Raw genomic sequence first — 24,485 nt, 5'->3', positions numbered from 1 at the left:
TTCGCTTAAAAGACATCGACACTTATCAGTGTGGTGTCTTTCAGGCATGATTTAAACCGGAGATAGTCCCTCACACTATTTCCGGTTAAAATAATATCGAACCACTTCCCCACTCAATTAATCAAAATCGTAAAGGTGTACCCCTATGGGACTGGCAATTATCCGACGTGAATTACAGACCGCTTCACTGGGCGATGCGTTGCACCCCGTGCTTGACCGGGTCTATCGCGGTCGCAATGTCGTTTCTGTCGATGACCTGGATACCCGGGTCAACGCACTTTGCCATTACGAGAACCTAAAAGGGATTGGACAGGCAGCGGCGATACTCCAAACTGCCATCGCCGAGCAGCAGCGTGTCGTTATTGTCGGCGATTTTGATGCTGACGGTGCCACCAGTACAGCGGTCTGTATGCTGGGTCTGCGCCAGATGGGACTGGAAAATATCTCTTATCTTGTCCCCAACCGCTTCGATTTTGGCTATGGTCTGAGCCCGGAAATTGTCGATGTTGCCTGTGATGATGGTGCTCAGGTTATTCTCACGGTAGACAATGGTATTGCCTGTCTTGAGGGCGTAAACAGGGCAAAATCACGCGGTGCCACAGTTGTGGTGACCGACCACCATTTACCGGGAGCAGAGCTGCCTGCGGCTGACGCGATTGTAAACCCGAATCAACCCGATTGTGGCTTCATGTCTAAAAACCTGGCGGGTGTGGGTGTCGCTTTTTATTTGATGCTGGCTGTCAGAGCCCGGTTGCAGCAGGATAACTGGTTTGAGCAACACGGGAGCGCGCCACCAAACCTGGCTGAGTTATTGGATATCGTTGCAGTAGGCACCGTTGCCGATGTTGTGGTGCTGGATAAAAACAATCGTATTTTGGTGCATCAGGGACTACAACGGATCAGAGCAGGGCGATGCCGGCCGGGTATTCGTGCGCTTCTGGAAGTCGCTGGCAGACCGTCAGAAAATATCGGGGCCTCAGATTTAGGGTTTGTTGTGGGACCCCGCTTGAATGCAGCCGGCCGACTGGATGATATGGCGCTGGGGATAGAGTGTTTGCTTTGTGAGGATTCTATGCAGGCGCGCTATATGGCTACAGAGCTTGACCGCCTGAACCAACAACGGCGAACCATTGAGTCAGAGATGAAGGAAGAGGCAGAGGCCGCTATTGCAGCGGTGTCGGTGAATGCGTCGAGTCTGCCAGCCGGGCTGGTGGTCTATCAGAAGGATTTTCACCAGGGCGTTATTGGTATTGTCGCCGGTCGAATTAAAGACAAATATAAACGCCCGACTATTGCTTTTGCGCATCAGGATGATGAGACCATAAAAGGGTCGGCCCGCTCAATCAATGGCGTGCATATTCGTGATGTGCTGGAAGAGGTCAATATTCGCCAGCCTGGTCTTATACCTAAATTTGGTGGCCATGCTATGGCTGCTGGTCTGAGCCTGCCGTTAACATCTTTGACGGTGTTCCAGCAAACATTTGATGATGTCGTTGCCACGCATCTGGAAAAGGTAGGGGATTCACAACATATTGTTACAGACGGTGAGCTTGACGTTGATGAGGTTTCGCTGAGTGTAGCGCGGTTGCTGAAGCAGGCTGTACCATTTGGACAGGGATTTGAGGCGCCGGCGTTTGACGGTATATTTGAAATTGCTAATCAGCGGCTGCTAAAAGAAAAGCACCTCAAACTGGCACTTAGGCTTGATAGTGGTGAAGAGGTGGATGCCATAGCATTTAACGTCGATACATCAGTCTGGCCAAACTATCAGACTCGCTATGTACAGCTTGTTTATCAGTTGGATGTTAACGCATTTCGTGGTCAGGAAACGGTGCAGTTAATGGTTCAGGAGATTGCGCCGTATGAAAACTGATCCCAAAGCGCTTACCGATAAACATACCAGCCTGATTCACAGTGAGGGCGTAAAAGCGGTGTCGCATGTACAGCGCGAAGAGGGGGAATGGATACGTCATACGATAATGCTGGAAGGATATGATGTGCCATTTATATTCCGGCGAAAAGGTAACTACCGTTCACTAAAAGGGGCCACCGTAAACCTGACTTACTACCGTTACGAAGAAACGGTAGCCGGTATTGAGTTTGAGCAAATGAAAGTTGTACGTATAAAGCGAGCCTGAAATCGATGCCTGAAGCGCTTTGGCTGGATGCATATGTATTACACCGTCGTTCGTACCGGGAAACCAGTTATCTGGTTGATTTTTTCACGCTCTCCGGAGGGCGGGTGTCGGCGGTGGCAAAGGGCGTCAAAAACAGTAAGTCGGATCGCAAAAGTCTTTTACAACCCTTCGGGCCAGTTCGTATTCAGCTATCTGGCAAGTCAGAACTAAGAAACCTTAATCAGATTGAAAGCGGCGGCCCATCACACCGATTGGCCGGCAAGGCACTATTTTGTGCCATGTATCTTAATGAACTGATTAACCGCGTAATGCCAGCAGGGCTGGCCAGTGAAGCACTATTTACGCATTACCAGCAGGCACTGGGATTGCTGAGCGAGCAACACCAAATGGAAGATGTGGTATTACGTCAATTTGAGTTTGCGCTGCTGGAAGAAATGGGGCTTTTGCCGGATTGGCTGAATGACGCCGCCAGCGACCAGCCGGTACAAAGTGATCAATGGTACATCTTTGTAGCAGAGCAAGGCGTCATGGCCGCACCGGCGCATATTCAGCGAGGACGCTTTCCCGGACAGGGCCTTATTGATATGACTGAGGGAAACTGGACCCAGGCAGCACGCAAAACCGCTAAAATTATCACCCGACAGGCACTTCACCTGCTGTTAGGGGATAAGCCGCTCAAAAGCCGCGAATTATTTCGTTAAACCCTGCCGCCGCGCGACTTTTTTCGTTACACTGCTGCTTTAATTTATGGCATCGGAAAAGACGTTATGAGTGACATTTTACTGGGCGTGAACATTGATCATATTGCTACGCTGAGAAATGCGCGAGGCACCAGCTATCCTGACCCTGTACATGCGGCGGATATCGCAGAACGCGCGGGCGCAGACGGTATCACAGTTCACTTACGCGAAGATCGCCGTCACATTAAAGACAGAGACGTGGCGTTACTGGCGCAAACTATCAACACCCGCCTTAATCTTGAGATGGCGCTAACCGATGAAATGCTGGCGATTGCTGAGAAAACCCAGCCTGCTTTTTGTTGTCTGGTACCAGAAAAGCGTCAGGAGCTGACCACAGAAGGCGGACTTGATGTCGCCGGTAATCTGGCGCAGACAAAGGCTGCCTGTAGCCGCCTGAAAGAGGCTGGTATCGCTGTTTCGTTATTTATTGATGCTGATAGGGCACAGATAGATGCAGCACTGGAGTGCGGGGCACCCTATATAGAAATTCATACCGGCCAGTATGCTGAAGCGACGAATGAGGCGCAGGTGCATAATGAGCTGACGCGGCTTAAAGCCGGCATAGAGTATGCGCATCAGGCGGGCATCAGAGTGAACGCCGGCCATGGCCTGCACTACCATAATGTTAAAGCGATAGCGGCCATTCCTGAAGTGATTGAACTGAATATTGGCCATGCAATTATTGCCCGTGCAGCATTTGATGGTTTGCACAAAGCAGTTGCAGACATGCGAGCGCTTATGCAGGAGGCCAGAGCGACCACCATGGCACTGCGTTAATGGCTATTATTGGCTTAGGCACCGACATTGTTGAAATCGCCCGCATTGAAGAAACCGTAAGTCGGCAACCCAGGTTTGTGCAGCGTATTCTTACCCACGCAGAGCAAGCACAGTATGAGCACCATGCTGAACCTGTGCGTTATCTGGCCAAGCGATTTGCCGCCAAAGAAGCTGCGGCTAAAGCCTTACAAACCGGGATCGGACGAGGTGTATCGTGGCAACATATGCACGTTGACAACGACGAGAACGGCGCGCCGTACCTGACGTTTTCCCAGGGAGCGCTGAGCGTTTTTGAGGAAAAAAAGGCGCGCAGTTGTTACCTGTCCATCTCCGATGAAAAACACTATGCGGTGGCGACCGTAATTATTGAAGGCTAAATATACAGGGCAATTATGGTCAGTTTTTATAAACCTGCCAAAAAGGCACGTAAAGGCAGCACAGTTAAAACAGTGACAGTGGAAAGCCTGGATATGCATGGTGTCGGGGTCAGTCGTTCCCAAAAACCTATTATGTTCGTTGAAGGCGCGCTGCCTGGCGAGCAGGTGAAGGTTAAAGTGACCAGCAGTCAGAAGCAGGTGAGCAAGGCGGTAACTGAACGGGTGGTTAAACCAGGCCCGCTTCGCGTCGATCCGTTTTGTCCCTATTATGCAAAGTGTGGCGGCTGCCAGCTTCAGCATATTAGTGCCGATGACGCCCTTAGTGAGCGACAAGATGCCATGAGCGATTATTGGGCGCATCACCTGAATATCACCGATTTGCCCTGGCAACCTGCGATTATCGGAACGCGTCCCACCTATCGCAGAAAGGCCCGGTTTGCCATAGATGCCCGTAATCCCAATGCGGTAAAAATCGGTTTCAGGCAAAACAACAGCAAGGCTATTGTTGATATTCAGACCTGTCCGGTACTTGAGCGCAAGCTACAGGAAGTCATGCCTGCGCTGCGCGAAGTACTGACATCATTTCCGGCAATACAGCATATCGGTCATATTCAGGCATTATCCGGCGACAATGTGACAGAGTTTACGCTTAAAGCTACGCGTGATTTACCGCTTACTTTTCGTCAGGCTCTTACGCAATTTGCGATTAGTGAAAAGGTCAACGTTGTTATTGAAAATATGAGCGGAGACTTTGAAACCCTGCACCGCGAGGCTACGCTTATCTGTAAAACCGGCGGAGAATTTTATTTAACCCCGACACCGGATGATTTCGTACAGGTTAATGCACAAGTTAATGAGAAGATGGTGGCGCAGGCGATTAGCTGGCTTGCTCCGGACAGGGATGACACCGTGGCCGACTGGTTTGCGGGGTTAGGAAATTTGAGCTTTCCTCTGGCCAGCCATGCCGGACATGTTTACGCCGTAGAAGGTGTGGCAGCGATGGTGCAAAAAGGGCAGGCCGCCGCACAACAACAAGGCATTGAAAATGTCTCATGGCAGCACCTGGATTTGAATGACGCTGCCAGCGTGCAAAATGCGTTGGGGCATGAAGTTACCAAAATATTGCTGGACCCTTCCCGGGAAGGCGCGGCAGAGGTATGCAGACAGGTCAGCCAGGCTAAAACAAAACAGGTTTTGTATGTTTCTTGCAATCCAAACAGCTTTACCCGTGATGCCAGAATTCTTCTTGACGCAGGCTATAACATTGAAAAAATCGGCTTGATTGAGATGTTTCCTTATACCCGTCACCTTGAAGTCATGGCGTTATTCTCACATGCAACATACTAATAATTCAGCGAGTTGGTAAGCAATGGTATCAACACGGAAAGTACATGAGGCTACGCGTCCGCCCTTTGAGATGTGGCTGGACAGCCTGGCGCTAACAGAACAAACAAAGCAGAAACTTCGCGAGATCTCCAGTGCCCCCGAACGCTTGTTAGTGGGGCAGGAAATGGTCGAAATCCTGGCGCAGCTCAACATGGATGATGATACGCTGCAAGCGGCGTTGGTGCTGCCCTACTGCGAACAGCATGCATTAGATGAAGAGCAGATCAAAATACAGTTCGGTGCCCAGGTAGAACAGCTGATTACCGGTGTGAGAAAGATGGATGCGATTAAAGCATTACACTCACGTCGTTCAGGCATGAAGCAGGTACCCGACGAACAGCATATCGACAGTATCAGGCGCATGTTACTGGCGATGGTTGAGGACGTGCGTGCTGTGGTCATCAAGATGGCTGAACGTATTTGCGCGCTGCAGCAGGTTAAAAAGGCCGACGAGGAAACACGGGTCATGGTTGCCCGTGAGTGCGCGACAATTTACGCACCGCTGGCGAACCGTCTGGGTATCGGTCAGTTGAAGTGGGAGCTTGAAGATCTGGCGTTCAGATACCTGCACCCTGTAACTTACAAGCAAATTGCCAAACAGCTCGATGGTAAGCGTAAAGCGCGGGCACAGTATATTGATAACATCGTTGATGAGCTTCAGTCGCTGGTGGACGAGCAGGGTATCAAGGCCGAGGTGTATGGGCGGCCAAAGCATATTTTTTCTATCTGGAAGAAAATGCAGAAAAAGCGCCTTACGTTTGAGCAGTTATTTGACATCCGGGCCCTGCGAATAATTGCCGACCGCTTACAGGATTGTTACGCTGCGCTGGGTGTTGTTCACGCAAAATACAAGCACATCCCCAAAGAGTTTGACGATTATATCGCTACACCCAAGGCTAACGGTTACCAGTCAATTCACACTGTTATTGTTGGCCCAGAGGGCAAACCGGTTGAAATTCAAATCCGCACCCAGCAAATGCATCAGGATGCAGAGCTGGGGGTTGCTGCCCACTGGAAGTATAAAGAGGGAGGCAGTGGCAAAGGAAGTGGGTCTGAAGATCGCATCAACTGGTTGCGTAAAATTCTGCTGTGGCAGGAAGAGGTCGCCGAGTCCGGTGATTTGGTGGAAGAACTGCGAAGCCAGGTCTTTGACGACCGGGTCTACGTGTTTACGCCAAAAGGCGATGTTATAGACCTGCCCCAGGGCTCAACGCCGTTGGACTTTGCTTATTATATTCACAGTAACGTTGGCCATCGGTGTATTGGTGCCAAAGTAAACGGGCGCATTGTGCCGTTTACCTATCAATTGCAAAGCGGTGATCAGGTTGAAGTGCACACTGGTAAGGCACTGAATCCCAGTCGCGACTGGATGCACCCGGGGCTGGGGTATGTGCACTCCTCCCGAGCCAGGGCGACCATCCACTCTTTCTTCAAAAAGCAGGATAAAGAGAAAAACCAGCAGGCAGGAAAAGAGTTGCTTGAGCGCGAGTTGCACCGCGCGGCCGTGCCATTGAAGATGGCTTCACAGGCGACTAAAAAGTTTAACCTGCAACACCTGGAAGATTTACATGCTGCAATAGGCGCAGGTGACGTTCGGGTTATGTCTGTTGTGCACTATTTGCAGCAGCAACTGAACCCACCTGAACCCGAGCCTCAAATCAGTCCTAAACTCAAAACCCGGCGTAGTGCAGGCTCAAAAGGAAAGAGCGATACCGTGGTTGTTGAAGGTGTAGGGCACCTGATGAGTCAGTTGGCAAATTGCTGTAAACCGGTACCCGGCGACGACATCGTGGGTTATATCACGCAGGGAAGGGGCGTTAGTGTGCATAAGACAGCCTGTGACCAATTGCAGAATTTAAGTGAACAGCATCCGGAGCGACTGATTGAAGTGAACTGGTCAGATGCACTGGAAGTTGGCTTTGAAGCCATGCTTATTATCTTTTGCGCCGACAGAGATGGGATGCTGCGAGATATTACCACCGTGCTGGCTAACGAAAATGTCGCATTGCTGAGTGTTAACAGTGCCAGTGATAAGCCCCGGCAGACTGCAACCATCGATATATCAGTGGAAGTTAAAACGCTGGAAGCGCTCACCCGGGTGATGACGCGGTTGCGCCAGTTAAAAGGGATCACGGATGTACAACGAAAAACACAGTGAGCCAGATAATACGCAGCTGAATCGATTGCTGAATATCATGGAGAGGCTTCGTTCTCCGGATGGCTGCCCGTGGGACAAAAAGCAAACGATGGCTTCGCTGACGCGGTACACCATCGAAGAAGCCTATGAGGTAGCAGATGCAATTGCCAGCAATGATAGTGAGGCTGTGCGCCAAGAGCTGGGGGACCTGCTGTTTCAAATTGTCTTTTACAGCCAGATAGCCAAAGAAAATGGTGAGTTTGACTTCGAGTCTGTCGCCAGCGCTATCTGCGATAAAATGACCCGCCGTCACCCGCATGTGTTTGGCGATACGCAGGTGGATGAAAAGGACTTAGAGGCGCAGTGGGAGGCAATTAAAGCGACCGAGAAAAAAAGCGTTGGGGCTGACGACAGTATTTTTGATGCTGTACCATCAGGCCTACCGGCACTGAAGCTGGCACAAAAAGTACAGAAACAATGCGCCAGGGTAGGGTTTGACTGGCACACCATTGCACCTGTTATTGATAAAGTTCGCGAAGAGATTGATGAGATTGAGGCTGAGGTTAACGCCCGTCAGCTTTGTGAGCAACGCGTGGAAGAAGAAATTGGGGACGCATTGTTTGCGATGGTCAATCTTGCCAGGCACTGCAACGTAGATGCGGATACCGCGCTACGCAAAGCCAGTCACAAATTTACTGCGCGATTCAGGTTTATTGAAAAACGCGCTACTGAACAGAAGCTGTCACTCAGCGATATGGATCTTGAGGCGCTGGAACAGTGGTGGCAGGATGCGAAAGCGGCTGAGAAAAACGCTGACTGAATTCTTTATATGATGCATCAGGCGTTGTTGCCCAGTGCGGCGATGCCCACTGGTAAGAAAGAATTGGGTTGCTCAGTCGATGTACAACCCGGTTTTGCTCTTTCAGCACGCGTTGGGCTTTACGGTGTTCGGGGATAGCTTCAAACTTCGTCTTGAGTTGTCCGGTGGCCAGAAGCTTCAACAGGCCTTTCTTCAGCCGTTTGGCTAACTCGGGACGTGACGGATTAACAAAAAAATATTCATAGCTGGGGTAGGACAACAGGTGATTCTGCTCTACCACCACCTGAAGGGAATGATGATGCGCCAGGTCCCGGTGGACTTCAATAATGTTACGCGGAAAGTAAGTCACCATATCCCTTTCAACCATTTTATACATGGTCATATACCAACTGCTCCAGGGCGCTCCCGCGACATTGAACTTATTAGCTGAGAGAATATGGTAATCCGGCCAGTCCCCGCCCTGAACCGAAGGGAATTGTTTTAGTCGTTCCAGTGACAAGGTAGCAGGAAGAGAAGCCTGTCGCCGGGGGGCGATTGCCAGAACCCGTTGACCACCAAAACCCTGCAACAACGGAAAGCGCACCGGTATTAACGATGTTTCGAGCTCATCGCTGGTTACGCTCCACATTACATCAGCCTTATCGGCTTGTAACAGCTTAATTTGCCGGCTCTGTGTAAGCTCCAGAGGATGCGGGCGTAATGTTTCGGTGATGTTATCATCACGGGTAATCGCCAGCGCTTCGCGCAGTACATCTATGTGGTACCTGCCATAGTCGTCACCAGAAAATGCTTTGGTGAAAACGATGATTTCAGACCGTTGGGCGCGCGCAGTATTTACCGCGTTATTTTCGGGGATTACAGCTAAAGAATATGGCGTAATTAGAAGCAACCCAAAAAGCAAAAATCCCTTTAAATGCATGGTCTGAAGCCGTTGTTTGCGAAAGTTTTGACACCCTAACGATTTTTTTAAGCTTTACCAGTTAAATTTTCGCATTTAAGGGTTCGCTTTTTATGCAAAACCTGTATAATTCGCGCCCTGCCCAGTTACACCCACCTTTGGGAAGGTGGAAGAATCAACAGGCTCGAAGGGGCTCACGGATTGATTTTAGGTGATTTCAATTATGGAATCAGTAACGACGAAATTATTCGGGTGAATTTAAATGAAAACTTTTGTTGCTAAGCCAGAAACGGTACAACGTGACTGGTATGTGGTAGATGCCACAGACAAAACTTTAGGCCGTCTGGCGTCTGAAATTGCGCGTCGTCTGCGCGGTAAGCATAAGCCAGAGTACACGCCTCACGTAGACACTGGTGACTACATCATCGTTATCAATGCTGAAAAAGTTGCTGTAACAGGTAATAAAGCACTGAACAAGATGTACTATTCTCACACAGGTTACCCAGGTGGTCTGAAAGAAACAAACTTTGAAAAACTGATTGCTCATAAGCCTGAAATGGTGCTTGAGAAAGCAGTTAAAGGAATGCTGCCAAAAGGTCCTCTGGGTCGTGCAATGTTCCGTAAAATGAAAGTTTACGCTGGTGGCGAACACGCTCACGCAGCACAGCAACCACAAGTTTTGGACATCTAAGGAGCAACTGACATGGCAGATACTCAATACTACGGCACTGGCCGCCGCAAAAGTTCTACTGCTCGTGTGTTCCTGCGTCCAGGTACAGGTAACATCACAGTAAACAAACGTGCTCTTGATGAGTACTTTGGTCGTGAAACCGAGTGCATGGTTGTTCGTCAGCCACTAGAACTTGTAGAAATGACTGAAAAGTTTGACGTTTACATCACTGTTGCAGGTGGTGGTTCAAACGGTCAGGCTGGCGCAATCCGCCACGGCCTTACTCGTGCACTTATGGACTACGATGAGGCACTGCGCCCATCATTACGTAAAGCTGGCTTCGTTACTCGTGACGATCGTCGTGTTGAACGTAAGAAAGTGGGTCTGCACAAAGCGCGTAAGCGTCCGCAATTCTCAAAGCGTTAATTTTTCGCTTTTACGAAAAACCCGGTTTTACCGGGTTTTTTTATGTCTGATGAAAAATCTGCCTGCCGAAATCTGAATTCTTACGATTTCTTAATCCTCTGTCTGTCGGTAAAAAAACACCGAATTTTATTGCCGTACAATTTGTGAACGGCCTGTTGTTGCAGGTGTAAGCGAAAGTCTACTGTAATTTGATACTTTTTTATTCAGGTAAGGGAAGTAAAACCTTGTAAACAGAAAGGCTTTTCCCGTATGATTTTGTACGAAAAATAACATATTATAAAAAAATGTTTGTCTGAGTCGATAGCGTGCTGCAGTCGCGTTAATGACCAGCGTTATGACAGGACGGTGTTGTCAGTGTCTGCTGATAGGTCTGCCATAACAATCCAACCTGGAGAAATGTGGATGAGCGATGTATCTGTAGATGCAAAAGAGTCTGCGCCTGAGAAAGGGCCGGGAGATAATACCCGACGTCGTTTTCTGACTGTGGCAACCTCAGTAGTTGGCGCGGTAGGCGTTGCAGGGGCCGCCGTACCATTCATTGCGTCATGGAACCCCAGTGCTAAAGCAAAGGCAGCGGGTGCAGATGTAGAAGTAGATATCAGTGGAATAGAACCCGGACAACTTATTCGGGTAATGTGGCGCAGTAAACCGGTCTGGATTGTACGCCGTACGCCCGAAATTCTGGAAGAGCTGAAGCAGCACGAGGCAAACCTGAAAGACCCGTCCTCTGAAGCCGAGCAACAACCTGCTTTTGCCAAAAATTATTACCGGTCACTTAAAGAAGAATATCTGGTACTGGTAGGAATCTGTACGCACTTAGGCTGCTCACCGACTCATCTTAAAAATGGCGCGTTTGAAGAAATAGTGGAAGGCGTGCCCGATGGTTTCTTTTGCCCGTGTCATGGTTCAAAGTTTGATATGGCCGGTCGCGTTTTTCAAAATGTTCCTGCCCCGCTAAATCTTGTTGTACCGCCTTACCAGTATGTTGATGACACGACAATGATCATCGGCTCAACCGCGGAGGAAGCATAACATGAATGGATTTATGAACTGGGTTGAACAGCGCATACCTTTGATGCGCGTGGCAAATATGCATGCTATCCAGTATCCGGCCCCGCGCAATATGAACTTTTGGTATGTATTTGGTTTTCTAGCCACTATCGTTTTGGTAAACCAGATTATTACCGGCATTTGGCTCACCATGAATTATGTACCTACAGCAGAAGGCGCTTTTGCCTCTGTTGAGTACATCATGCGCGAGATAGACTACGGCTGGATTATCCGTTACATGCACAGTACGGGCGCTTCGGCATTCTTTATTGTTGTCTATATGCACATGTTCCGCGGCATGATTTACGGCTCTTATCAAAAGCCGCGCGAGCTGCTTTGGGTGTTTGGTATGTTCATCTACCTGGCACTGATGGCTGAAGCGTTCATGGGCTATGTACTCCCCTGGGGACAAATGTCCTATTGGGGCGCCCAGGTTATTGTCTCATTATTTGGTGCTATTCCTGTTATTGGACCTGATTTGGTTATCTGGCTGCAGGGTGACTATGTTATCTCCGGTGCGACATTAAACCGGTTCTTTGCTTTGCACGTCATAGCATTGCCGCTGGTAATCGTCATTCTGGTCTTTTTGCATATTATTGCGCTGCACGAAGTAGGGTCGAATAACCCAGATGGTGTGGCAATTAAGCATAAAAAGGGCTCGTTGTCAGAAAGTGAGAAAACACCTTATACCATCCATGAGTATTACACTGATAAATACGATATTGCGGATGATGTGGTACCGTTCTTCCCGCATATAGTGCTTAAAGACCTTGTCGCATTTTGTGTGTTCCTGGCGGCCTTTTGCTACGTTATGTTTTTTGCGCCAGAAATGGGCGGCAAATTTCTGGAACATCCTAACTTCGAAATCGCTAACCCGCTGAAAACACCTGAACATATCTTCCCTGTCTGGTACTTCACGCCGTTCTATGCAATTTTGAAAGCTGTACCAGATAAGCTGTTTGGCGTATTGGCGATGTTTGGTGCGATCGCAGCGTTGTTTGCCATGCCGTGGATTGACAGAGGACGTGTAAGGTCATGGCGTTATCGTTGCGGCCTGCACAAGGTAAATCTGTTGGTCTTCGCTGTTGTATTTATCTTTCTTGGGTATCTGGGCGGAACGCCTCAGGAAAACTGGAAGATTATCGCATCACAGATAGCGACTGTACTTTACTTTGGATTCTTCGTTGCACTGTTCTTATACAGTAAAAATGAAAACACTAAACCTGTTCCAGCGAGGATCCCGAAATGAAGAAACTGATAGTATTGATGTCTTTATTCGTGCCGCTATGGGCCAGCGCAGCAGGCGGTAATGTTCACCTGGATGAAGCGCCAATTGATTTGACAGATAAGGCCTCGCTGCAACGTGGCGCACAAATCTATATGAACTACTGTTCCGGCTGCCATTCGATGAAATATCAGCGATATTCCAGAACATTTAATGATTTGGGGATCCCTGAAGAACTCGGCGAAGAATACCTGCAGTTCACCGGGGATAAAGTCACCGATTATATGAAACGCGCGATGCCGGAAGAGGGCGCTGCAACGTGGTTTGGTGCGGCACCACCCGACCTTACCCTGGTGGCACGTGTGCGTGGTGGTGACTGGCTATATACCTACTTGCGAACGTTTTATGTTGACGATGAGCGCCCCTTTGGTGTGAATAATAAAGTATTCCCTGAAGTTGGTATGCCGCATGTATTGCAGCCGTTACAGGGAACGCCCCGTGAAACCTATGAGGAAGTCATGGTTGATGGTGAGCAGGTTAAGCGATATGCAGGTATTCAGTCTGATGGAGACGGGGCTTTGTCGCCAGAAGAATACGATCAGGCTATTGGAGATTTGGTTAACTTCCTTGAATACACCGGCGAGCCATTCCGTTTGCAGTCGGAAAAAATAGGTAAATGGGTACTGGTGTTTATTCTTGTGCTGTTTGTATTTGTTTTTCTTCTGAAAAAAGATTACTGGCGAGAAGTACACTAAACCTTTCATTTTCTGTATAATACCAAAGGGGGCAATCTGCCCCCTTTTTCAGCTTTAGGCGCACTGTCGATTGGGAGACAGTGTGAAAGTCTCTCGACGGAGGAAAATTAATGGCCGTAGCCGCGAATAAACGCTCTATCATGACGTTGTTCTCAGATAGTATCGATATTTATAGTCACCAGGTACGGATTGTTCTGGCCGAAAAAGGCGTAGGTGTAGAAATCAGCTACACAGATCCTAGCAATCTGCCAGAGGACCTGCTCGATCTGAACCCCTACGGAACTGTTCCAACACTCGTTGACCGAGAGCTTGTATTGTATAAGTCGCACATCATTATGGAATATCTTGATGAGCGCTTCCCGCATCCGCCGCTTATGCCGGTTTACCCTGTTTCACGAGGGCAAAGCCGCCTGATGATGCACCGCATCGAGCAGGACTGGTACTCGCTGGCAGCTCGCATCTTCCGTGGTGAAGGTGATGTTGAGTCGGCACGAAATGAATTGCGTGAGGCGCTGTTATCTCTTGCACCGGTCTTCTCTGAACTGCCGTACTTTATGAGTGAAGAGTTCAGTCTGGTTGATTGTTATCTGGCTCCGCTACTGTGGCGTTTACCTGCATTGGGCATCGAGTTGAAAGGTGCTGGTGCGAAGGAAATAAATGCCTACATGACACGTATTTTTGAGCGCGGCTCATTCAAAGCATCGCTGACCGATCAGGAACGCGAAATTCACAACCCGTTATGAGCACTATGACCCCTAATCAGCCTTACCTGTTACGCGCATTTTTCGATTGGATAGTCGATAACGACATGACGCCATATATCGTGGTGGATGCGACAAATGCGTTGACAGAAGTGCCCCAGGAGTTCGTGAAGGACGGCCAGATAGTATTGAATGTCTCGCCTTCAGCCTGCGTTAACTTTGGTCTGGATCTGGAGTTTCTTTCCTTCCAGGCGCGATTTGGTGGTCAGCCTCGCCAGATTCGTATGCCGTGCCAGGCCGTTATGGCCATTTATGCGCGTGAGAACGGCGCAGGGACCGTGTTTGCTGTAGAAGAAGAGCTTACTGAGCCATCAGCTGGAACATCACTGGAAGATGTACAGGTTAGCGATGATACATCTTCGTCTAAGCCATCGGCCGATGTTAATGAAGCGGATGCTGACAGTGCTCCGGTACCGCCCAAAAAAGGCAAACCAAATCTTAAAATCATTAAGTAAAAAGTGATTTATCTGAATAAAAAAAGCTCCTTAAGGAGCTTTTTTTGTGCCCGTAAACGGGGCGTGCCATTTTTACATCAAAAATAGTGTTGCTGTGCCTAAAAATGCGAATATACCGACAACATCAGTAATTGTGGTCAGAATCACACTCCCCGCCAGTGCCGGATCGATCTTAAGCTTTTTCATGATAATTGGTAATGTAGCGCCAGCCAGCGCAGCGGCCAGCAGATTTACCATCATAGCAAAAGCAATAATGGCACCAAGCATAAGATTTTGTTTCCAAAGGGCGATGACGGTTGCAATGAGCACGGCCCAGATGACACCGTTTAAAAAGCCAATTGCCAGTTCCTTGCTCACAAGCCATCGTGAGTTGCTTGGATTTACATGGCCTAACGCCATACCCCGAATTACCAGTGTCAGTGTCTGATTACCCGCTACACCGCCCATACTGGGAACGATAGTATTGAGAATGGCCAAAACGGCGAGCTGGCTGAGCGTCGCCTCAAATAAGTCACTGACAGCTGCTGCCATCAGTGCAGTCACCAGGTTAACGCCTAACCAGACCGAGCGGCGCTGAGTACTTTGCCATACAGGCGCAAATGTATCTTCTTCATCGTCGAGACCGGCCATACTCATCATCGAGTGCTCGGCGTCTTCACGGATAATATCTACCACGTCATCAATGGTTATACGTCCTACCAGGCGATTTTTTTCATCAACCACCGGTGCTGACAGCCAGTTATAACGCTCGAACAGACTCGCCACTTCATCATCTGGCATATTAACCGGAATAGCCTCGGCATCCTCATCCATTACTTCGGAGACTTTATCTTCCGGGTCGGCAGTCAGCAGCCTGGCCACCGGGACCAGTCCCACCAGATTGTCAGTGCGATTGACAACATACAACGTATCGGTATTTTCAGGTAGCTCGCCTTTCAGCCGTATATATCTGAGCACGACATCTACCGTTACATCAGGACGCAATGTAATGGTATCAGTGTTCATGATGAAACCAGCGGTTTCCTCACCATACGACAGGGCTTGTTCCGCTCTTACTCTGTCCTGTGCGTCCATGGACTGCAGAATGTCCTGTAGCACCTCATCAGGCAGGCTGCTAAGTGTTTCTGCAAGGTCGTCGGTGTCCATTTCCTCAAGCGCGTCCACTACGCGCAGCGGCGCCATCTTAGTGATGATGCCGTTTCGTACGTCTTCAGACAGCTCTTCTAAAATGTCGCCGTGAAACTCGCCATCAATTAATTCCCATAACTCATCCCGTGTTTTTGTGGGGCTGGACTCAAGCACCAGCGCGACATCCGAGGGGGGCAGTTCATGCAATATCTTGCGTACAGAGACAAATCGGCCGTCATTGAGCGCTGCGTTAAGCGTACGCAACTGGCCTTGTGCAAATTTAGATTCTAATGCTTCTGCCACTGTCAATCCTTCGTGGAAAAACGGATGATTCTGAAGCCGGATAGGTTCCGGTTACTATTTATTCTGGGTGCAGGTTTGCTTTTATAGTCTGTTATTCTGCTTCGTTAAACCGCCCTGCAATCAAACTCTCGATTGCCTGCATAGCTGATTCAGCATCCGGCCCGTCGCTGATAACGGTAACGGTTTCGCCCTGGTGACTTTCCAGCATCATCAGGCCAAGTACACTGTTAGCGTCTGCAGTTTTGTCACCTTTTACCAAGGTAACTCGGGCATCGAATTGGTTGGCGAGCTCTACCAGCTGGGTCGCAGCGCGGGCATGTAACCCAAGTTTGTTTTCGATAGTCAGCTGTTTCTCTATGCTCATTTTTCAGCAAGCTCCCTGTGCCGTATTTGAACATCCGGATGTATATCCCGGAACGTTTTTGCCAGCGTCTGAGCGACAAATACTGAGCGGTGCTGGCCGCCGGTACAACCGATAGCCACGGTGACATAACTACGGTTATTGCGCTCAAGGTGCGGTAACCAGGTAGTAATCAGGTTCTGAATTTGCCAGATGAACTTCGTCACAATAGGCTGCGAACCTAAAAATATCTCAACGGGCGCATCCAGTCCCGTAAAATGCTTTAAATCTGGTTCCCAGTGTGGGTTAGGTAAAAAGCGCGCATCGAAGACATAGTCTGCATCTTTTGGAATGCCGTGTTTGAAGCCGAAAGATTCGAAAACTAAAACCAGCCGTGAGCTCTTTTTACCCAATATACGTTCACGAATAAGCTCAGCAAGTTGATGTATCGACATAGAGTCAGTATCAATATACAAATCCGCGCGCTCTGCCACCGGGGCAAGCAGTTCACGTTCTGTATAGATCGCATCAGATAGGGACTTATTGAGTTTTGCCAGTGGGTGTAAGCGGCGTGTTTCGCTAAAGCGTTTCACCAGAATATCGTCACTGGCGTCAATGTAAACAATCGTAACGCCCCAGGACTGAGGCAGATAATCGAGGATCTCAACTAACTCTGCAGGATCTTTAGGTAGGTTTCGAACATCAATACTCACCGCAACCTGGTCGTATTCTTCTGACACAGAATGGGTTAATGCGGGAAGCAGATTAACGGGAATATTGTCTACACAATAATACCCTAAATCTTCCAATGCTCTGAGCGCTACGGATTTACCGGAGCCAGAGCGTCCACTGATGATAATAAGCTTCAAAACATTTCTCCGTTACACGCGAAAGGCCGCAGAGATTATTTTAATGCCTTCACTATATCATCACTGGTTGATGCCCGGCGAATGGCTTTTACAGTTTCTTTATCGCTGAGCTTTCCGGCGACCAGCGCAAGTGTTTGCAGGTGACCTTCAGTTTGTTCCTCAGGAACAAGCAAAGTAAAGAAAATATCAACAGGTTTGTTATCAATAGCATCAAAATCGATGGCTGGATCGCTGGTCACAACAATTGCGATGACATTTGCCAGCCCGGGCAAGCGTCCATGGGGGAGGGCGATGCCGTTGCCGATGCCGGTACTACCCATACGCTCACGGGAAAGTAGTGCGTTGAGCACAGTCTCCGCTTCGACCTCAGCATTATTATCTGCGGCTATACCGCTGATAATTTCAAGGATGCGCTTTTTACTATTGCACTGAACCGCACACTTAGTGCGGTCCAGGCTTACAATGGCTTGAATATCCATATTAGACATTAATGCTTTTTCAGCTTTTCCTTATGCTTGATAACCTGTCTGTCCAGTTTATCAACCATACTGTCAATCGCTGCATACATATCCGTGTTTTCTGATGATGCAAATACCTCCGCGCCGCTTAGATGAACCGTGGCTTCCGCTTTTTGGTTCAGCTTTTCAACATTTAAAATAACGTGCACATTTGAAATGTGGTCGAAATGCCGTTCGAGCTTGCTAAACTTTGTGTCGACATAATTACGCAAAGAATCGGTGATATCGATATGATGACCAGTAAGGTTTATTTGCATATTTCGTCTTCCTTATTGTGAGCTTGCCATTAACTGCTAAATGAGGCTTTTGCGTTGGTTAGACGGGGGAATCGACAGTGATTCCCTGTATTTTGCTATTGTCCGCCGGGCAACCTTAATACCTTGCTCGGCTAACAATGTAGCAATCTTGCTGTCACTAAGTGGCTTGCTCGGGGTTTCAGCCGCGACCAGTTTCTTAATCAGAGCCCGTATCGCGGTTGAGGAACACTCCCCGCCCGATTCAGTCGCCACGTGACTGGAGAAGAAGTATTTCAACTCAAAGATGCCACGGGGGGTATGCATGTATTTCTGGGTGGTTACCCGGGAAATTGTCGATTCATGCATGTCCACCATTTCTGCGACATCGTTTAGCACCATAGGTTTCATCATTTCAGGGCCATGCTCAAAAAAGCCCATTTGTTGTTGCACAATACAGTTTGCCACTTTGAGCAGCGTATCATTGCGCGACTCAAGGCTTTTGATAAACCATTTGGCTTCCTGCATGTGCGAGCGAATAAACTGCGAATCACTGCTGTTCTTAGCTCTGCGACTCATTGCAGCATATTGCTGATTTACGCTTAACTTGGGCAGGCTGTCAGGGTTTAGCTCTACCGTCCAGCGGCCATTTTTCTTCGCCACTGAAACATCCGGAATGACATATTCTGGCTCTTTAGTCACCAAAGCACTACCCGGGCGGGGATTTAAGGTTTGCAATAAACGCATTGCCTCACGCAACTGGTCTTCTTTCAGCCGTGATTTACGCATAAGCGTGCGATAGTCTTTACTTCCCAACAGATCCGAGTAATCCTCCAGCAGGGTTTTTGCTTCAGCAACCCACGGGGTCTCAGGTGCAAACTGGCGAAGCTGCACTAATAAACATTCCTGAGGAGAGCGCGAACCGGAACCGATAGGATCAAATAACTGAATACGTTTAAGTACGCATTCTACTTCGTCTTCTTCGATGGGTTCTTCCATATCCTCATCATTGACACTTTGCAGAATGTCTTCGACAGTAACCGTCAGATAACCTGATTCATCGATTGAATCAATGATTGCAGTAGCAATAGCACGGTCTGTATCGGAAAAATGAGTCAAACGCATCTGCCACAGCAAATGGTCCTGAATGTTTTCTGATGTTTCACCCTGAAATACCTGGTCCTCATCGTTACTCGGGCCGGGTGCGGGGGCAGAGGAGGCTGAATAATATTCATCCCATGTGCTGTCGATCGGCAGTTCATCGGGCAGGTCGTTCTTCTCAAGCGCTTCACCTGAGTCCATGTTGTCCGATGCACTGGCGGTTGCCTCAGCGTTGTCTGAATCGTTATCGAGATTATTTTTCTCAGAAGCCTCGTTATCACTGCCTTCCTCGACCTCTAGTAAAGGGTTGGAGTCAAGCGCTTCCTGTATCTCCTGCTGAAGATCCAGCGTAGACAACTGCAGAAGCTTAATCGCCTGCTGCAACTGGGGCGTCATGGTAAGTTGTTGGCTAAATTTTAACTGTAACGATGGTTTCATCTACGTCTTATTTTTAACTCTGTACGCGTTTAATGGAGGTGAAAAATAACGAAATTCAGTAGTGCTTTGTTAACTATAGCCTGAATTGTTCACCTAGGTATACTTCTCGTACTTTCTGGTTGCTTAACACCTGCTCAGCACTGCCTTGAGCAATTAACTCGCCGTGACTTACGATGTAGGCTTCCTCACATACATCCAGCGTTTCGCGAACGTTATGATCAGTAATCAGAATGCCTATTCCTCGATCACGTAAATGCTGGATGATTTTTTTTATGTCGTTTACTGATATAGGGTCTACACCGGCAAAGGGTTCATCCAGTAAAATAAACTGTGGGTTGGCCGCCAGCGCTCTGGCTATTTCTACACGACGACGTTCGCCGCCTGAAAGGCTCATCCCTGTACTATTACGTATATGGTTGATATTAAATTCATCAAGGAGCGCATCGGCTTCTTCCTCTCTTTTTTCTGCAGAAAGGTCCTGCCTGGTTTGCAAAATTGCCATGATGTTTTCGTGCACGGTCAGCTTTCGAAAGATTGATGCTTCCTGAGGCAGATAACCAATGCCCTTGCGTGCTCTTTCATGCATGGGCAGATGGGTAAGCTCATTATCGTCTATATGGATCTTTCCCTTGTCTAATGGCACTAACCCTACAATCATATAGAAAGTGGTAGTTTTTCCCGCCCCGTTGGGGCCTAACAGTCCGACAATTTGCCCGGTGGATACAGCCAGGCTGACATCGGTGACGACTTGCCTGGATTTATACGACTTAGCCAGATTTTGCGCCGACAACGTTGCCATAATTACTCGTTATCCTCACTGCTTTCGTTGTTTTCTTTTTCATTAAGCTCTTTGATGGCTTCAGGGCGAAATACCGTTTTAACCCGGCTTTCTTCATTATCATCGCTGCTGGTTGCCAGTAACTGCTCTTTCATCATGTCGTAAGTGATGCTGTCACCCTGCACCATGCTGGTATTTTGTTTGATCTGCGCATCACCGGTCATTGATATCGTGCGCTTAGCCACTTCATAGCGAAGTTCATTAGCCTGCGCCTGAACTTTGCTGCCATCATCCATGGTTTGCGAATAGCGGGCGGGGTTGCCCCGGGCAATCATAATTTCGCGTCCTTCGCCATTTTTCGCACTCACTTCGACTTCGTCAGCTTCGATAACAAGGGTGCCCTGCGTAATTTTCACATTGTCTTTAAAACGGGTGATTTTATTTTTGCCGTCCATAGACTGCGTTCTGGCATCAACAGTGATGGGCTTTTGAAAATCTGATGTGTCAGCCAATGCGCTGGTGGATATTACTATTGTTGCCAGCAGACTAACGGCCAGGCGAATAAACAGTTTGTACATGATTATTTAACTCATATTCTTGTGAACGAAGATTCCCTTTCAGCCCGTTACTATCGACGACAAACTCAACGCCGCGAACCACGACAGGCTGTTCAGTCGATAAGGTTTTATCTTCCAGGTTGATGCGAATAAATTCAGTCTTAATACTTTTCAAAAATTCATTTTGTGAACTTGTGACCGTAACATCGGCTTCGAGTTCTATCAGGTTATTGTTGTACAGCGTGCCTTCATTAGCTGTTACTTGCCAGGGCGTCTGCCCCCCGTCCATATAAACGGTATATTCAGGTTCCTCGAACAATACAAAATCCAGCTGGTCGTAATGCTCCATACGCTTTGCAAATACCTGATGATTCAGCTTTCCTTCCCCGTCATACAAAGTAGTAGTCAGATTTTTCGCCGTATAGGCTGGCTTCAATGCCGTATTGCCCTGCGATTGTACTGACTTATCAGGCTCTGAAATCCAGATTGGAAAGTAAACCAGTAAAACCAGTACAAACAGCGCGCCTATACTTAAACGAAGTCGACTCATGTGCTCGACCCGGTTGTAGTATCACCACGGCCCTTCGCCTGACAGATGATATCGCAAAGCTCTCGCACTGCCCCAAAACCACCTGGCTTGGTTAATACCCAGTTGGCTGCACTGGTCACTCTGGCATGTGCATCTTTAACTGCAACTTTTGTGTCGGCATATGAATACATACCTAAATCGGGTACATCATCACCAATAGCGGCCACTTCAAGTGGTTGTAAGTTCAGCTCATCACACAGTTTTTTAATTGCTGATGCCTTGTCCTCTATACCCTGAACAATATGATGGACACCCAGATGCTGCATTCTTCTTTCAACAATAGCAGATGTTCTACCGGTTATCACAGCAACCTTCGTGCCGGTATTGATTAATGACTTTACTCCAAAGCCATCACGGGTGTGAAAAGCTTTAAGTTCTTCACCATCATTGCCAAGGTAGATACGGCCATCTGAGAATACGCCATCGACGTCGCAAACTAACAATTTAAGTCCTTTTAGGCGCTCAAATGTTTTTTCTTCGATCATTCCATAGTGAGTAACAACGTGAGGCATTATAAAACTCCGGCTTTAAGTAGCATATGCATATTGAAAGCACCGACCGGGCGACGTTCATTATCTACCACCATCAGTGCCGTTATTTTGCAATTTTCCATTGTGTTCAGGGCTTCTACGGCCAGTGTCTGCGATTGGACGGTTTTACCGCCATGGGTCATAACTTTATCAATAGACGTAGTATGAATATCGGCTTTTGCATCCAGAATACGGCGCAAATCACCATCAGTGAAAATACCAGCAAGTTTTCCATCACTGCTCACCACGCCGGTCATCCCAAGTCCCTTACTTGATATCTCAAGCAGTGCTTCGCTAACGGTCGCCCCCGTGGTGACCAGAGGTAACCCATCACCCTGAAGCATGATATCCTGCACTTTCAACAACAGTTTGCGGCCCAGACTTCCCCCAGGGTGGGATAAAGCAAAGTCATCAGGCGTGAAGCCACGGGCATCCAGTAATGCAATTGCCAGCGCATCGCCTAAAACTAACGTTGCCGTGGTGCTGGCAGTGGGAGCCAGACCCAGTGGGCATGCTTCCTTTTGCACGCTGATATCAAGCACCACATCGGCATGCTGCCCCAGGCTACTGGACGCTTTATTGGTCATAGCGATAATAGGAACATTCAGACGCTTGACGACGGGCAGTAAATTAAGCAACTCACCGGTTTCACCGGAGTTTGATATTGCCAGTAACACATCACCTTTACCCAACATGCCCAGGTCACCATGGTTGGCTTCTCCGGGATGCATAAAAAAAGAGGGGGTACCGGTACTGGCGAGTGTGGCGGCTATTTTATTGCCAATATGGCCAGATTTACCCATACCGCTGACAACAACCTTTCCCGTACAGTTATTGAGTAACTCGCAGGCTTTAATGAATTTGTCATCAAGCCTCTCAGCCAGTTGTTGAATGGCCGTCGTTTCTATTTCGATAACGCGCCTGGCAGACGCCAGAAATGTTTCATGCATATCACACTATCCGAATAACCAGTATTGATATCCTAAAAATCCGGCCAACAGCAAAGTGCCTTCTAGTCGGCCTATCTGTTTTTTTCCAATGATACTGAAGCTGAAGAAAAAGAGCATAACTGTCAGTCCGAGCATAACGTACATATCCCGGTTATAGACGTCCGGATCGATAGGACCCGGGGCTATCAAACCCGGCATGGCGAGTACTGCCAGCAAGTTAAAGATATTCGAGCCGATGATGTTTCCCAGCGCAAGGTCATCTTCACCCTTGCGCACACCTGCAATACTGGCCGCCAGCTCAGGTAAGCTGGTGCCCAGCGCAATAATTGTCAGGCCTATGACCAGATCTGATACGCCAAAGTAGCGCGCCATGAAAACGGCAGAATCCACAATATAGTGGGCGCTTAAGGGAAGTAATACCAGTCCAACGCCAATCCATACCACCGCCATGCCGGTGTTCACCCCGGCGGGGACTTCATCGACGGTGTCCGCCATCAGAGGGTCACTTTTCTCAACGTGCAAGGACAACCAGGCCATGCCTGCCAATACAAAGATAAACAGTCCGAAAAGAATCAGGCCTTCGAAATGCGCCAAACGGCCGTTGTACATAAACACCATGGCCAGCAATGTAATCACCAGAAGTGCCGGCATCTCGCGTTTAAGCGTTGTTGAGGACACGACAAGCGGTTTAACTAATGCGGTAACGGCAAGGACTAAACCGATATTGGTAATATTGGAACCAAGCGCATTTCCAACCGCGGTATCCGGAGATCCGTTCACGGATGCTATTGCGGAGACAACAATTTCCGGCGCTGATGAACCCATTGCAACAATGGTTAAACCAATCATCATGGGAGAAATGCCGATGTTTCGCGCCAATGCTGATGCACCATACACGAACCGGTCGGCTGCCCAGCTAAGGACGATTAAGCCTAGAACAAAAATGGAAACCTGTAATAGCACGCGTTGATCTATGTTTATGAGTTTGCGCTGATTGTCGCAGAATCAGCACGCTTTGCCTATGGCTATTATGATTTAAGCGACCTGACATGTGCGTTGTTATTTGCAGTGTCACTTTCACGCTGGTAGCTAAGTTATCAGCGAACATGGCGCAAATTAATAGTCTTGTTTTAACTATTGAGGGGCAACGAACTCTACACTTGTCGTAAATTTCAGTTAACCGAGCGCTGGGCCCGGTCAGGCAAAAGTGAATAGTTTTACATGCTATGTGGCATCGGATACAGATGGCCTGGTGTTTGCTTGCTCAATTTTGTATCGAACGTGCTGTAACTAACGGCAATTGTGCAGGAACTGAGGCTACTCGCCTATTATCTGCTAGCCAGCGTCGTGCAGATCACTGCCATTCGTTCGTGATTTTAGAACATAACTTGTAACTAATTCCTTTTGGAAGGGAATATCAAAACAAAGTACAATGTGCGCCAAATCTAGGTAAATGATTATTTTACATTTTATTTTCCTTATCTTCCGAGCAGCTGAGCAGGGCTGCCAGACACTCATCAAGGAATAATCTGATTC

The 24,485-nt window shown here is 48.3% G+C and carries 28 protein-coding genes; 15 read left to right on the top strand and 13 right to left on the bottom strand.

Annotated features, from left to right (window positions below):
* Nucleotides 1-145 precede the first annotated feature (145 nt).
* The 8 genes from recJ (at nucleotide 146) to mazG (ending at nucleotide 8,375) form a co-directional block, all read left to right on the top strand.
* Nucleotides 146-1,873, top strand: coding sequence for a single-stranded-DNA-specific exonuclease RecJ (recJ, locus tag FBQ74_RS14055; protein ID WP_139757259.1), 1,728 nt, complete (start codon nucleotides 146-148; stop codon nucleotides 1,871-1,873).
* Nucleotides 1,863-2,138, top strand: a complete 276-nt coding sequence (locus tag FBQ74_RS14050; protein ID WP_139757258.1) for a hypothetical protein — start codon at nucleotides 1,863-1,865, stop codon at nucleotides 2,136-2,138. Before recJ ends, FBQ74_RS14050 begins: the two co-directional genes overlap by 11 nt.
* Nucleotides 2,139-2,143: 5 nt before the next feature.
* Nucleotides 2,144-2,839 carry a DNA repair protein RecO gene (recO, locus tag FBQ74_RS14045; RefSeq protein WP_139757257.1) on the top strand — a complete coding sequence of 232 codons (696 nt, stop codon included), beginning with the start codon at nucleotides 2,144-2,146 and terminating at the stop codon, nucleotides 2,837-2,839.
* Between the two features lie 66 nt (nucleotides 2,840-2,905).
* Complete coding sequence (pdxJ, locus tag FBQ74_RS14040; protein WP_139757256.1) at nucleotides 2,906-3,655, top strand: pyridoxine 5'-phosphate synthase; 750 nt, start codon at nucleotides 2,906-2,908, stop codon at nucleotides 3,653-3,655.
* On the top strand, nucleotides 3,655-4,032 hold the full coding sequence (gene acpS, locus FBQ74_RS14035) for a holo-ACP synthase (RefSeq protein WP_139757255.1): 378 nt from the start codon (nucleotides 3,655-3,657) through the stop codon (nucleotides 4,030-4,032). Before pdxJ ends, acpS begins: the two co-directional genes overlap by 1 nt.
* 15 nt (nucleotides 4,033-4,047) lie before the next feature.
* On the top strand, nucleotides 4,048-5,379 hold the full coding sequence (gene rlmD, locus FBQ74_RS14030) for a 23S rRNA (uracil(1939)-C(5))-methyltransferase RlmD (RefSeq protein WP_139757254.1): 1,332 nt from the start codon (nucleotides 4,048-4,050) through the stop codon (nucleotides 5,377-5,379).
* Between the two features lie 22 nt (nucleotides 5,380-5,401).
* Entirely contained in the window at nucleotides 5,402-7,576 is a 2,175-nt protein-coding gene (gene relA, locus FBQ74_RS14025; RefSeq protein ID WP_139757253.1) for a GTP diphosphokinase, read from the top strand.
* Nucleotides 7,554-8,375, top strand: coding sequence for a nucleoside triphosphate pyrophosphohydrolase (gene mazG, locus FBQ74_RS14020; RefSeq protein ID WP_139757252.1), 822 nt, complete (start codon nucleotides 7,554-7,556; stop codon nucleotides 8,373-8,375). The genes relA and mazG overlap by 23 nt, the downstream gene beginning before the upstream one ends.
* Here mazG and FBQ74_RS14015 read toward each other — a convergent pair.
* The gene (locus tag FBQ74_RS14015) at nucleotides 8,302-9,294 is read right to left on the bottom strand and encodes a hypothetical protein (RefSeq protein ID WP_139757251.1); all 993 of its coding nucleotides are present in this window, start codon (nucleotides 9,292-9,294) and stop codon (nucleotides 8,302-8,304) included. The genes mazG and FBQ74_RS14015 overlap by 74 nt on opposite strands.
* Before the next feature lie 241 nt (nucleotides 9,295-9,535).
* Between FBQ74_RS14015 and rplM the strand changes: the two genes are divergently transcribed.
* From rplM to FBQ74_RS13980, 7 genes are all read left to right on the top strand, one after another.
* Entirely contained in the window at nucleotides 9,536-9,964 is a 429-nt protein-coding gene (rplM, locus tag FBQ74_RS14010; RefSeq protein WP_139757250.1) for a 50S ribosomal protein L13, read from the top strand.
* A gap of 12 nt (nucleotides 9,965-9,976) precedes the next feature.
* Nucleotides 9,977-10,369, top strand: coding sequence for a 30S ribosomal protein S9 (gene rpsI, locus FBQ74_RS14005; RefSeq protein WP_018982754.1), 393 nt, complete (start codon nucleotides 9,977-9,979; stop codon nucleotides 10,367-10,369).
* A 402-nt stretch (nucleotides 10,370-10,771) separates the two neighbouring features.
* On the top strand, nucleotides 10,772-11,401 hold the full coding sequence (petA, locus tag FBQ74_RS14000; RefSeq protein WP_139757249.1) for a ubiquinol-cytochrome c reductase iron-sulfur subunit: 630 nt from the start codon (nucleotides 10,772-10,774) through the stop codon (nucleotides 11,399-11,401).
* Nucleotide 11,402: 1 nt separating this feature from the next.
* Nucleotides 11,403-12,668: a cytochrome b gene (locus FBQ74_RS13995; RefSeq protein ID WP_139757248.1), complete on the top strand. Its 1,266-nt coding sequence runs from the start codon at nucleotides 11,403-11,405 to the stop codon at nucleotides 12,666-12,668.
* The gene (locus FBQ74_RS13990) at nucleotides 12,665-13,399 is read left to right on the top strand and encodes a cytochrome c1 (RefSeq protein WP_139757247.1); all 735 of its coding nucleotides are present in this window, start codon (nucleotides 12,665-12,667) and stop codon (nucleotides 13,397-13,399) included. Before FBQ74_RS13995 ends, FBQ74_RS13990 begins: the two co-directional genes overlap by 4 nt.
* Before the next feature lie 110 nt (nucleotides 13,400-13,509).
* Nucleotides 13,510-14,142 (top strand): stringent starvation protein SspA, encoded by a 633-nt coding sequence (gene sspA / locus FBQ74_RS13985; protein ID WP_139757246.1) that lies wholly within the window; start codon nucleotides 13,510-13,512, stop codon nucleotides 14,140-14,142.
* On the top strand, nucleotides 14,139-14,615 hold the full coding sequence (locus FBQ74_RS13980; protein WP_205912259.1) for a ClpXP protease specificity-enhancing factor: 477 nt from the start codon (nucleotides 14,139-14,141) through the stop codon (nucleotides 14,613-14,615). The genes sspA and FBQ74_RS13980 overlap by 4 nt, the downstream gene beginning before the upstream one ends.
* Before the next feature lie 72 nt (nucleotides 14,616-14,687).
* On the opposite strand, the gene mgtE is transcribed toward FBQ74_RS13980, so the two are convergent.
* From mgtE to FBQ74_RS13920, 12 genes are all read right to left on the bottom strand, one after another.
* Entirely contained in the window at nucleotides 14,688-16,046 is a 1,359-nt protein-coding gene (gene mgtE / locus FBQ74_RS13975; RefSeq protein WP_139757245.1) for a magnesium transporter, read from the bottom strand.
* Nucleotides 16,047-16,137: 91 nt separating this feature from the next.
* Nucleotides 16,138-16,410, bottom strand: coding sequence for an HPr family phosphocarrier protein (locus FBQ74_RS13970; protein ID WP_139757244.1), 273 nt, complete (start codon nucleotides 16,408-16,410; stop codon nucleotides 16,138-16,140).
* A complete protein-coding gene (rapZ, locus tag FBQ74_RS13965) occupies nucleotides 16,407-17,255 on the bottom strand; it encodes an RNase adapter RapZ (RefSeq protein WP_139757243.1) in 849 nt (282 codons plus the stop codon). The genes FBQ74_RS13970 and rapZ overlap by 4 nt, the downstream gene beginning before the upstream one ends.
* A gap of 35 nt (nucleotides 17,256-17,290) precedes the next feature.
* Nucleotides 17,291-17,734: a PTS IIA-like nitrogen regulatory protein PtsN gene (gene ptsN / locus FBQ74_RS13960; RefSeq protein ID WP_139757242.1), complete on the bottom strand. Its 444-nt coding sequence runs from the start codon at nucleotides 17,732-17,734 to the stop codon at nucleotides 17,291-17,293.
* A gap of 8 nt (nucleotides 17,735-17,742) precedes the next feature.
* Nucleotides 17,743-18,030 (bottom strand): ribosome hibernation promoting factor, encoded by a 288-nt coding sequence (hpf, locus tag FBQ74_RS13955; RefSeq protein ID WP_139757241.1) that lies wholly within the window; start codon nucleotides 18,028-18,030, stop codon nucleotides 17,743-17,745.
* 36 nt (nucleotides 18,031-18,066) lie between these two features.
* Nucleotides 18,067-19,545: an RNA polymerase factor sigma-54 gene (locus FBQ74_RS13950; RefSeq protein ID WP_139757240.1), complete on the bottom strand. Its 1,479-nt coding sequence runs from the start codon at nucleotides 19,543-19,545 to the stop codon at nucleotides 18,067-18,069.
* A gap of 73 nt (nucleotides 19,546-19,618) precedes the next feature.
* Complete coding sequence (gene lptB / locus FBQ74_RS13945) at nucleotides 19,619-20,344, bottom strand: LPS export ABC transporter ATP-binding protein (RefSeq protein WP_139757239.1); 726 nt, start codon at nucleotides 20,342-20,344, stop codon at nucleotides 19,619-19,621.
* A gap of 2 nt (nucleotides 20,345-20,346) precedes the next feature.
* Nucleotides 20,347-20,901 (bottom strand): lipopolysaccharide transport periplasmic protein LptA, encoded by a 555-nt coding sequence (lptA, locus tag FBQ74_RS13940; protein ID WP_139757238.1) that lies wholly within the window; start codon nucleotides 20,899-20,901, stop codon nucleotides 20,347-20,349.
* Complete coding sequence (gene lptC / locus FBQ74_RS13935; RefSeq protein WP_139757237.1) at nucleotides 20,870-21,430, bottom strand: LPS export ABC transporter periplasmic protein LptC; 561 nt, start codon at nucleotides 21,428-21,430, stop codon at nucleotides 20,870-20,872. Before lptC ends, lptA begins: the two co-directional genes overlap by 32 nt.
* Entirely contained in the window at nucleotides 21,427-21,981 is a 555-nt protein-coding gene (kdsC, locus tag FBQ74_RS13930; RefSeq protein ID WP_139757236.1) for a 3-deoxy-manno-octulosonate-8-phosphatase KdsC, read from the bottom strand. The genes lptC and kdsC overlap by 4 nt, the downstream gene beginning before the upstream one ends.
* A complete protein-coding gene (locus tag FBQ74_RS13925) occupies nucleotides 21,981-22,949 on the bottom strand; it encodes a KpsF/GutQ family sugar-phosphate isomerase (protein ID WP_139757235.1) in 969 nt (322 codons plus the stop codon). Before FBQ74_RS13925 ends, kdsC begins: the two co-directional genes overlap by 1 nt.
* Nucleotides 22,950-22,955: 6 nt before the next feature.
* Nucleotides 22,956-23,912, bottom strand: a complete 957-nt coding sequence (locus FBQ74_RS13920) for a calcium/sodium antiporter (protein ID WP_139757234.1) — start codon at nucleotides 23,910-23,912, stop codon at nucleotides 22,956-22,958.
* Between the last annotated feature and the right edge of the window lie 573 nt (nucleotides 23,913-24,485).

It is taken from the genome of Salinimonas iocasae (assembly GCF_006228385.1).
GTDB classification, from domain to species: domain Bacteria; phylum Pseudomonadota; class Gammaproteobacteria; order Enterobacterales; family Alteromonadaceae; genus Alteromonas; species Alteromonas iocasae.
Note: the sequence above shows the minus strand (reverse complement) of the source record. Positions and strands in the feature narration are given on the sequence as shown.